Source organism: Micromonospora sp. NPDC048843 (genome assembly GCF_040649965.1).
Taxonomy (GTDB): Bacteria; Actinomycetota; Actinomycetes; order Mycobacteriales; family Micromonosporaceae; genus Micromonospora; species Micromonospora hortensis.
Genome location: NZ_JBEZGJ010000406.1, coordinates 1 through 1,005, shown reverse-complemented (window position 1 = coordinate 1,005; position 1,005 = coordinate 1). Strand labels below are relative to the sequence as shown.

Here is a 1,005-nt window from a genome sequence, read left to right as displayed (position 1 = left end):
AGATCCACACCACCCGACGACACCGCCACCGCACCCGGCGACACCGCCACCCGCGCCGCAAACAACTCCGGCAAGCTACGAAAATCCAACGGCCGGTCAGTCCCGTTCCACTCCACGGTCAGTCGCTCGCGCTCGACCGGTGACAACACCGCCACCTGGCCGAGCCGGACGCCCGGGTCGGCAACGACTCCGGAGAGCACCCGCACGAGGCGGCGGCCGAGCGTCGTGACGGACTCCGGGTCGAACAGGTCGGCGCTGTATTCGAGGGACGCGGCCATCCCCGCCGGGGTGCCGTCCTCCCGGTGCCGCTCGAGAAAACGGAACAGCAGGTCGAACTTGGCCGCGTCGAGCGTGACCGGCGCCGCCTCGGCCGAGATGCCGGGCAGGTCGGCGACCGCCTCGGCGGCCTCACCCTGGTCGATGTTGTTGAAGACCAGGCGCACCTGGAACAGCGGGTGTCGGCCGGGCACCCGGGCCGGGTTCAGCGCCTCGACGAGCCGCTCGAACGGTACGTCCTGGTGGGCGTACGCGGCCAGGTCGGTTTCCCGCACCCGGGCGAGCAGTTCGGCGAAGGTCGGGTTGCCGGACAGGTCGGTGCGCAGCACCAGCGTGTTGACGAAGAGACCGACGACGTCCTCGAGGGCGACGTCCGTGCGGCCAGCGACCGGGATACCGATCGGCACGTCGGTGCCCGCGCCCAGCCGGCACAGCAGCAGTGTCACCGCCGCCTGCATCACCATGAACGGGCTCACCCCGTGCGCGCGGGCCAGCGCGACGACGTCGGCGTGCAACCGGGCGGGGATCTCGAAGTTGATCGTGCCACCAGCGCCGGACGGCCGGGCGGGCCGGAGGCGGTCGGTGGGCACCGCGAGTTCATCAGGCATGCCGTCGAGGGCCTGTCGCCAGTACACGAGCTGCCTCGACAGCGGGCTGTCCGGGTCCTCCTCGGAGCCCAGCACCTCCCGCTGCCACAGCGTGTAATCGGCGTACTGCACCGGCAACGGC

At 71.3% G+C, this 1,005-nt stretch carries 1 protein-coding gene; it reads right to left on the bottom strand.

Annotation, left to right across the window (positions count from 1 at the left end):
• Positions 1 to 1,005, bottom strand: a 1,005-nt coding sequence (locus tag AB0C20_RS36460) for a condensation domain-containing protein (RefSeq protein ID WP_357569751.1), incomplete at both ends; no start/stop codon positions are given.